We start from the raw sequence: 9,293 nt of genomic DNA, 5'->3' as shown, positions 1-9,293 counted from the left end.
GGCGGACGCTGTCGCGGCTAACAGCCGCTCCCTGCAGCAGCGGCTCGCGCGGCGGTTCCCCGGTATCCCGGGCAAGCTCCGCGTTGTTCCGCTGGGAGCGGACCTGTCCCGCTTCGTCCCCGTGCCGGCGCAGGAGAAGGCACGACTGCGCGCGCTGTACGGCCTGGCCCCCGGCTTCACCGTCTTGTTCGTGGGCCGGGTAATCCCGCGCAAGGGAGTGCCTGTGCTGATCCGGGCCATGCACCGGCTGAACAGGCATATGCCCGCCCGGCTAGTGATCGCCGGAGACGGCAAGCCGGCTTATCTCCGGCAGCTTAAGGTACTCGCGCGCCGGCTGGGCGTGCGCGTGTCTTTCCTGGGGAATATCCCGCATGAGGATATTCACAGCCTGTATCAGGCCGCAGACTGCTTCATCTGCCCTTCCCAGCGGCATGAATCCTTCGGCCTCGTGAATGTGGAGGCCATGGCCACGGGACTTCCGGTGATCGCCTCGCGAAACGGCGGAATCCGGGAGATTATTGATTCCGGCCATAACGGATATCTGGTGGAGAGATACCGGGACCCTGCTCCATTCGCCAAGCGAATGCTGATGATCGGCCGCAATCCCGTGCTCGCGGCAAGGATTGGGATGCAGGGGCGGAGCGATGCGCTGCAGATGTTCGAATGGCAGCATACTGTAGAGCTGCTGGAGAATCTCTACCTGAAGCTGGTACCGCAATAACCGGGGGGAGGGGTCCGTACACCTCCTCCGGGATGCGATACAGCAGCCCCTTTGACGATCCCCGGCAATGCGACATTGTGTCATACGAATTTTGTGATCCTTCTCGCAGGATACGGCTGCAGTTAATATTATACTCATATTGTAAGCGTTGCCATTAAGCAAATGCACTGCAAAGTAAGCCAACAAGACATTGGCAACCCCCTACAACACAATATTCGCTGTAGAAAGGGTGCATCGTTATGTTAATGATCAAAGCTATAGTACGGCCGGAGAAAGCGGATGAGGTCATGGCTGAATTACTGCTTGCCGGCTTCCCCTCCATCAGCAAAATGGACCTGCTCGGACGCGGTAAGCAAAAGGGAATCCAGGTCGGAACCAACCATTACAATCAAATTTCCAAGAAGCTTCTGATGATCGTAATCCAGGATGATGAGAAGGATGACGTCATCAGCATTATTATGCGCACAGCAAGAACCGGTGAGCATGGCTCATTCGGCGACGGCAAAATTTTTGTCCTGCCCGTACAGGAGGTCTTCACCATCAGCAACGGTAAAAACCAGCTGTAAACTTCCCGGTCTTCCTTATGATCCGCTTTCCTGTAGCGCATATGAAAGAGGCAGCAAAACGTTCCGCCGGTCTCCGTCTTCACGGACGGTCCGGGGAATGCCTTGCTGCCTCTGCCTGTTCTTGCTCACGCTACTGTCAGATCATCTGGATAACCGTAAGCACCAGCCCTACAACAAAACCGCACACAGCTCCATTAACGCGAATCCACTGCAGATCCTTGCCCACCTTCTCCTCCAGCATGTTCACGAGCGAGGAGTCATCCATTTGATCAAGGTTCTCCTTGACCAGCTGGCCGATCCGGTAATGATTAGATTCCACGAAGGCGATCAGCGTGCCGCGGATCCGCTCCTCGGAAGCCTGAATCCATTCCTGCTCCTTGCCGATCCGCCGGACCAGCAGGGCATACAGCCAGAACAGCTTGCGGCCGCCGCGTACCCGGTCTTCCTCAATCAGCGCAACCGCCTTGACGCGCAGTCCTTCCAGCTGCTGCTGCAGGAAAGCCGCAGCAGGCTCCCCTTGCAGCTCATTCAGCGCCCAATCCTTCAGCGAGGAGATCCGCTCCTCATTGCTCAACAGCTGGAACAGAGCGACACGGATCTCCCGGATGACTTCCTCACGGTACGGGCTGTCCTCTTCCTTGAAATCACGGATAGTGGACTGCACCATGCCCTGCAGCATTTCACCCAGCATATCGGCATCAACGAATCCGACAAAAGCCTGAAAAGCCATCCCCTTCAGCCCGCCAAGCTTCACCTCAGCCAGCTTCTCGCTGGCGATCTTGCCCAGCATCGCACGGGTTTCCGGACGCCCACTCCAGGAGGAAATCCCTTCCAGCGCATAATCAAGAGCGGCAATATCCTTGCCGTCATTCATCAGGCTGGTTGCGATTTTATCGGCGGCAACGCCAAGCTCAGCTTCACGCAGATAGCCTGCTGCTGCAGATTGAAGATACGGAACCGCCTGCTCTACCGGAAGCCGCAGTACGAATTCTTTAATCTGCTCCAGCATTTCCGTTCTCGCTTTCTTTCTGGAGAAGAACCGTGTCAGCATACCGGCGCCCAGAGAGATGATGTTGATTTTGCGCAGCTTGTTCTCAATGCTCTCCTTGTTCAGCAGTTCATTCTCCATCGCGGAGATTAGAGACTGTATAAGCTTATCCCGGTTCTTCAGCAGCAGCGAAGTATGCGGAATTCTAAGCCCCAGAGGATGGCGGAACAACGCGGTCACTGCAAACCAGTCGGCAATCCCTCCGACAAGCCCAGCCTCGAAGCCCCCTCTCAGCAGAATAACAGCCAGGTTCTCCGGCAGAAATAAGGTGAACAGGAAACCGCAGGCCATGATGGCAAGAGATATGGTAGCTAAATTTCTGGATTTCATGTGTTTATTATCCCCCTTACATAACGACCCCAAGCCATCTTTTGCCCGGAAAAATTGCTTTTCAGACAACAGCAGACATTCCCGTTACAAGATTGCAGGTCTACATTCAATTGTACCACGAGAAGACTCTTTTCTGAAAATCCGGCAAGAAACGCAGCTTAAATATACGTACCCCGGACTATATATGGATGAAAATGTGATTTGTGAACTACACACCACCTATGAGGTGGGTGTTTCTTGGTCAATAGAGCTAACGCTCCAAGTTTACCCAAGCTTACTGGCTCGTTCCTTGCCCATAGTGCCATTTACATCACTATTTTCAGAAGATTGGCAGCCGCATTCCGATCTCTGTCGTGCTCCGTATGACACTCTGGACAAGACCATTCCCGCATAGCCAAATTCTTGACTTCCGCGTTTTTATAGCCACAACAGGAACAGAGTTGACTGCTTGCATAGTTTGGAGGAGCAATGATCAACTGCCTATCATACCATTTCGCTTTGTAGGTCAGCAGTTCTCGGAATAACCTCCAGGAGACTTCGGATATGGCCTTCGCTAATTTATGATTTTGCAGCATGTTCTTTACACGCAAGTCCTCCATTACGATCACTTGGTTTTCGTGGATCATTCGGGTGGACGTTTTGTGCAAGAAGTCTTTCCGCTGGTTTGCTATTTTTTCATGCAGCTTGGCCAATCGGAGTTTGGCCTTGGATCGGTTGTGGCTTCCTTTATTCTTTCGGGATACGTTTTTTTGCAGCTTTTTTAATCGTTGTTCCGATTTCCTCAGATGTTTCGGATTGGCAATCACTTCACCCTCCGAGGTCACCGCAAAGCTTTTCAGTCCTAAATCAACGCCAATTTTCTGATCAGCTATAGGTAATGGCGTGCTTTCTGTTTCAACCTGAACGGACGCAAAGTATTTGCCGGATGGTGTTTTAGAGATGGTGCAGGATTTGATCCGCCCCGTAAAGGGGCGGTGCATCTGGATTCGGATTCTGGTCTTTAGCTTTGGGATTTTGAGCATACCGCCTTCAATCGCTATCGTTCCTTTTTGATTGTTTGTTGTAAATCGGTCTGTATGTGTTTTCTTGCTTTTGAATCGGGGAAAGCCCATACTCTTCTTCTGAAAGAATTGTTTGTACGCTTTGTCCAGATGGAGCTGGGCATTGGCCAGGGCCAGGCTGTCGATTTCTCGAAGCCACGGGAAATCTTTCTTGTAACCCGCAGGTGTTGTATGGAGCATCGTCGCTGCGATTTGGTAATGTTTGATCTTATCCGATAACATTGTATTGTAGATAAAACGGACGGCCCCGAATACGTTATCAAAATAGTGCTGCTGCTCACGGTTAGGATAGATACGGTATTTATACGCTTTATAGATAAGCACACGATGCACCTCATTTCCAAACATTATCAAAATGATTATAGCACACACGTTCTTATATAAGGAAAATTTTTCCCATATATGAAGAAAGAACGTAATCATTCATACTGCCACTTTAGAAGTCAAGGAATTCTGACTACCTAATGTTAAATTTCAGAGAAATAATGATAAGATACAGAAAGATAAGTTATCGCGTGAAACCTATACATGATTACATTTCAACCAAGCTTTCAGCGCCCTTGAAGGGGCACCTACAACTATAGATGGAATAGGAGAACTGCAACATGCTAATTGCATTGGATATGGACGGAACACTGCTGAACGGGGATGGTGAGATAAGCAGGGAGAACAAGGAAGCCATACTGCACGCACAGCGTCTGGGGCATACCGTGATCATAGCCACCGGACGTTCTTACATGGATGCGGAGCGTCAGCTGCGGCTGGCAGATCTGGAGTGTCCTGTAGTGAGTCTGAACGGCGCTGTTGTCACACTGCCTGACGGGACGCTTGCCGCGAGTACACCGCTGAACAAGGAGGATATCATCCCCGCGCTGCGCTGGATGAACGAGATTCCTGAATTGTACTACGAGGTATACACAGAGGATAACGTATATGTAGAGCTTGATAAGCGGGTACGGCTGGAGAAGCTGTCGGCACTGAAGGAAGATGAGGTTCCCGAAGAGGTGGGCTGGCTGCTTAAGGCGATGATCGACCAGCAGTTCCAGCAGGCGGCTGTAACCTATGTGGAGAGCATGGAGGACATCTGGAGCAAAGAGGAGAATCTGATCTACAAGACACTCGCCTTCTCGCTGAACCGTGAACTGCTGAAGGAAGCCTCTACACGGTTCGCCGCGATTCCCGGGCTGATTATTACGGCATCGCATGTCAACAATATTGAAATTAATCATAAAGATGCTAATAAAGGCAACGGCGTGAAGCTGATGGCGGAGCATTACGGCATCCCGGCAGCGCAAATCGCAGTTATGGGTGACAGCTATAATGATCTGCCGATGTTCGAGATCGCCGGCTACCGGATTGCTATGGAGAATGCCGCCCCCATCCTCAAGGAAACCGCCGATTTCATTACGCTAAGCAACTCGGAGCATGGTGTTGCTGCGGGTCTGCGGCATCTTTTGGATAAGCAGTAACTCCGTCTTCATAGCACAAGTGGAAACGGCTTTGCCGTCCTTTTGTAAGGACGGTACCGTTTCAGCGAGAAATAGAAGGATAAATTATCGTGTGAAACATATAAATTCGCATGGTGTTGCTGCGGGTCTGCGGCATCTTTTGGATAAGCAGTAACTCCGTCTTCATAGCACAAGTGGAAACGGCTTTGCCGTCCTTTTGTAAGGACGGTACCGTTTCAGCGAGAAATAGAAGGATAAATTATCGTGTGAAACATATAAATTCTTATATTTCAAAGAAAAAACAGCCCTCACAGGAAGGCTGCTCTTCTTCAGCGGCGGCCGGCTCCAGAGCGATGAAGACAGCAGACAGATATTGCACCTAGGTTTAATGCGAGAAATATGATGACAGTTAACCGCTGGGCGGTAGTCAAAGCCAACAGAACGGGAATAAACACGACATCCCTCCAATTCTCACCTTTTATTTGTGAATCTATCCAATCAGCTAATCCTTTGCGGATAGCTATACTGATTAAGCAAATGATCCAGGGCAACCGATTGTTCAACTACTTTGGGATGTGTCAAAATGCCGTATCTCTGCTGCGTCTGGTACAACTTCTGTCTGGCTTTCTCTACCTGCAGCAAAAATGTACGATCATTGGTCTGCATGACACTTCCTCCTTTGTTCAATATATTAATCTCAGCTGTCAAAAATTGGACCTTAAGATAAATGGCGTGAACTATTCTTACATAACCCGCCGCAAGCTGTACTCTGCCCGGCATCGGCAGCTTCAGCTGCAAGGTGAATTAGGAGGAATCTCAGATGAACCTGTACCCGGGGATTGCCCGGCTATATGAGAACCGGCTGCTGCGTACCGAGCTGGAATGTGAGCAATTTGATCTTGCGCTGGAAGGCCTGGCTGGTGATACGGAGGATGCCGTGATTCATCAGATCTTCAAGATATTCGATGATGATACGGAACAGGAGGAGGTTATGTTCAGCCTCGTTCATTTCGTGGAGAGTGTTCAAATGGAGATGTACCTGACCCAGCTGCTCGAGTCACTGCCGGACATGATGGAGCATGCACGCAACTGGGCCATTGTGCTGAATACAAGAATCCTGAATGACGATAATTACCGCAAAGATTACGCAGAGATCGCCGCCCTCATGCCGGTGAAGGTCAAGAGATGCCTGGCTTTTCTGCTGGAGGAAATTAAGGAAGACAATCCCCGGCTGTTCGAGCGCAAGGCTAATTACATTCTCGCTAAACTGAAGTAACTAATCTATCCATACTTCGCAGCCCTGCTAAGCAGAATGCCAAAAGCTATTGCCGTACCCTCCTGAAGAATATCCGGAATCACATGTCTTGGTTCCAGTCCCTTAAGCCCTTGGCGGGCTGGTTCTGCCTATTATCCCGCTCATCTTATTCACTAGACTTCCATGCAGGGGAACGGGCAAAATGGTATATTGTATACTGGTCAAAATGTTGTACATATTGCAACTTGGATTCAATAGATACCAGGATATTCGAAGAATTGTTGCAGGAAATACAGCAATTGTCTGGATTATCCGCTTAAATGAGGTGGAATGCTGCATTTTATACAACAATTTTGGGTTTAGGCGAGATTGTAGGAGGGAAATATTGTATTTCGTGCAGGATTTAGAGCTGGTGCAGTGATAGTCTACGCCTGAAAGTTCCCCACCGGTAAACTCGCAGTATAACTTGCAGATAAGCTTATATAGAACAAACGAAGGTGAATCTAATGAACAAGCTCTTATTTCATAATATACCGCTGGGCGCTACCGGCGAGAAAATCCCCCAGGCGAAGGTTGCCTCCGCCCAGACGAGCAGGGAGACCGTCAAGCCCGGGGACAGCGATGCGGCTTACTTCCGCAGGCTGGAGGAAGGCGGCATTCTGCTCAATCCTCCGCAAATCTCAGCGGTGCGGCATCATCTCGGGCCGCTGCTGACGCTGGCGGGAGCAGGCTCCGGCAAAACCTCGGTGCTGATCTGCAGAACCGGGTATTTGCTGTCTGTGCGCGGCATCGCCCCGGGCCGGCTGCTGCTGCTCACGTTCTCCAGCAAGGCAGCGGCAGAGATGCGCGAGCGGATTGCGCTGCTGCCGGGTGTGGATGCGGGCGATGCCGCCCGCCTGCAGGCCCGCACGTTCCACTCGTTCTTCCTTTATTTCCTGCGCCGGCAGGGACTGCGGCAGGATATATTCCATGAAACCCGGCGCCAGCACATTCTGCTGAAGCAGATCATGCGTCAGCTCGGGCTGCCGAAGGATGCCTATCCCCCAGAGAATCTGCTCACCCTGCTCTCCTCCTGCAAGATGAATATGGGCTTGCCGGAGGATATGCCGGAAACGACGGAAGCGGAGAAGGAAATGAAGGCCATTCTCGCCCTGTACGAGCAGTGGAAGACCGATAATTTCAAAATCGATTTCGACGACGTGCTGCTGATCGCCTACCGGATGCTCCGGGAGCAGCCGGCGCTGCTGCTGGAGCTGCAGCAGAAATACCAATATGTAATGGTCGATGAATTCCAGGATACGAATGCGCTGCAATATGAGCTGGTCAAAATGATCGCCCATCCGCAGAACAACCTGATGGTGGTCGGAGATGATGACCAGACCATCTATTCCTTCAACGGTGCGCGCAGCGAATTTATTCTGGAATTCGAGAAGCTGTATCCAAATGCCAAGGTGATCACCCTCGATATCAATTACCGCTCAGGCCCGGCCATTATCGGGCTGGGCAACGGGATTATCCGCCATAATACACGGCGCCGGGCCAAGACGCTGCAAGCTGCCAAAAGCAGCGGCAATCCGCCCCGCTATCTGCGTCCGCAAACGGCGGATGAAGAAGCCGAGCAGATTGTTGAGCATATTGAACGTGAGATCGGCAGCGGAGCAAGAGAATACCGCGATTATGCGCTGTTATACCGCGCCACCAGCAGCAACCGGGCAATCCTGGAGCTGCTGCTGATGCGCGATATCCCTTATGTAGACTACGGCGAAGGCCAGCTGCTCTACGAGCATTGGCTGATCTCCCCTGTGCTGGATCATCTGCGCCTGTCTATTAACCGCCGGAACTTCGCCGCGATGGAGAATATTCTGCCGACCCTCTACATGAGCCGGGAAAAAGGGATGGAGCATATCCGCCGCATGGAGGCCGTGCAGGCGAAGCAGGGCCCGCTGATTCACCTCCTCTCCATGCCGGGCATGGAGGATTTCAAAGGTACCAAGCTGCGCGAGCGGCTGGATCTGATCCGCGGCCTGAGCGGACTGACGCCGGTACAGGCGATCCGCCAGATCCGTACCGTTTTCTATGACTATTTCATTGAAGCCAATGAACGGCACCAGGCCACACTGCACCGGGAGACGCTTAAGGAAATGCTCGATGAGCTGGAGGCATCCGCAGAGCGGTTCGGCACGATTCCGCTGTTCCTCGAATTCATTGATAACGTAACCGAGCGCAACGAGCAGAGCCGTCAGCCGGGGCTTAAGGAGCAAGGCAACCGCATCGCCCTGATGACCATTCATAAATCCAAAGGACTGGAGTTCCCCGTTGTCTTCCTTATCGGGGCTTCCGAGGGCATTCTGCCGCATAGCTCCGCATTGGAGGAGGGCCGGCTGAAGGACCGCAAGCCGGCGAAGGCAAGCGTAACTGTAGTCAGCAGTACTGCCGCCAGAGCAGCAGCCGAGGCAGGAATAGCGCTACTAGAAGAGGAACGCAGACTTGCCTATGTAGCCGTGACACGGGCCCGTGAAGAGCTGTTCATCAGCTCGCCCGCAAGGCACCGGGGCAAGAAGGCAGAGGTCTCGCGCTTCATGCTCTCCGCCTTCCGCGCTGCGGTCCCGCTGCAAGCAACTGCACCGGCCGCCGGAAACAGAAGCACTGTAGTGCGCAGCAGCTATTCGTCCGGGTCCTCCGCAGCCAGAATGCATACAGTTCCCGTCTGGAGCTGTACCGGCAAGTCCTGCCCGGGCTGGACCCGGTTGAAGGCGGGCGGCGCCGAGGATCACCTTACCTCGAAGCCCTGTCCGCTCTGCAAATCACCGATGGAAAAAAGCACCCGGGAAGTCCCTGTATAACGTGACGCACGGCTGCTTTTC

At 52.2% G+C, this 9,293-nt stretch carries 8 protein-coding genes; 5 read left to right on the top strand and 3 right to left on the bottom strand.

Annotated features, from left to right (window positions below; all coding sequences use genetic code 11):
- Both QW71_RS15835 and QW71_RS15830 read left to right on the top strand, forming a co-directional pair.
- The coding region (locus QW71_RS15835; protein WP_039300110.1) for a glycosyltransferase family 4 protein at positions 1 to 721 on the top strand (721 nt) is incomplete at its 5' end.
- A gap of 239 nt (positions 722 to 960) precedes the next feature.
- Positions 961 to 1,287 (top strand): P-II family nitrogen regulator, encoded by a 327-nt coding sequence (locus tag QW71_RS15830; RefSeq protein ID WP_039300108.1) that lies wholly within the window; start codon positions 961 to 963, stop codon positions 1,285 to 1,287.
- Between the two features lie 136 nt (positions 1,288 to 1,423).
- Here the strand turns inward: QW71_RS15830 and QW71_RS15825 are convergent, their stop codons facing one another.
- Together QW71_RS15825 and tnpB are read right to left on the bottom strand one after the other, a co-directional pair.
- On the bottom strand, positions 1,424 to 2,665 hold the full coding sequence (locus tag QW71_RS15825; protein ID WP_039300105.1) for a DUF445 domain-containing protein: 1,242 nt from the start codon (positions 2,663 to 2,665) through the stop codon (positions 1,424 to 1,426).
- A 305-nt stretch (positions 2,666 to 2,970) separates the two neighbouring features.
- Positions 2,971 to 4,044 (bottom strand): IS200/IS605 family element RNA-guided endonuclease TnpB, encoded by a 1,074-nt coding sequence (tnpB, locus tag QW71_RS15820; protein WP_039300143.1) that lies wholly within the window; start codon positions 4,042 to 4,044, stop codon positions 2,971 to 2,973.
- Between the two features lie 287 nt (positions 4,045 to 4,331).
- Between tnpB and QW71_RS15815 the strand changes: the two genes are divergently transcribed.
- Positions 4,332 to 5,195: a Cof-type HAD-IIB family hydrolase gene (locus QW71_RS15815; protein WP_039300103.1), complete on the top strand. Its 864-nt coding sequence runs from the start codon at positions 4,332 to 4,334 to the stop codon at positions 5,193 to 5,195.
- 477 nt (positions 5,196 to 5,672) lie between these two features.
- On the opposite strand, the gene QW71_RS39010 is transcribed toward QW71_RS15815, so the two are convergent.
- Positions 5,673 to 5,840 (bottom strand): aspartyl-phosphate phosphatase Spo0E family protein, encoded by a 168-nt coding sequence (locus tag QW71_RS39010; RefSeq protein WP_076243512.1) that lies wholly within the window; start codon positions 5,838 to 5,840, stop codon positions 5,673 to 5,675.
- A gap of 154 nt (positions 5,841 to 5,994) precedes the next feature.
- Between QW71_RS39010 and QW71_RS15810 the strand changes: the two genes are divergently transcribed.
- Together QW71_RS15810 and QW71_RS15800 are read left to right on the top strand one after the other, a co-directional pair.
- Entirely contained in the window at positions 5,995 to 6,450 is a 456-nt protein-coding gene (locus QW71_RS15810) for an Imm30 family immunity protein (protein ID WP_039300100.1), read from the top strand.
- A gap of 485 nt (positions 6,451 to 6,935) precedes the next feature.
- Positions 6,936 to 9,272, top strand: a complete 2,337-nt coding sequence (locus QW71_RS15800; RefSeq protein ID WP_039300094.1) for a UvrD-helicase domain-containing protein — start codon at positions 6,936 to 6,938, stop codon at positions 9,270 to 9,272.
- Positions 9,273 to 9,293 lie beyond the last annotated feature (21 nt).

Source organism: Paenibacillus sp. IHB B 3415 (genome assembly GCF_000802655.2).
In the GTDB taxonomy this organism is placed as follows: domain Bacteria; phylum Bacillota; class Bacilli; order Paenibacillales; family Paenibacillaceae; genus Paenibacillus_AQ; species Paenibacillus_AQ phytohabitans.
Note: the sequence above shows the minus strand (reverse complement) of the source record. Positions and strands in the feature narration are given on the sequence as shown.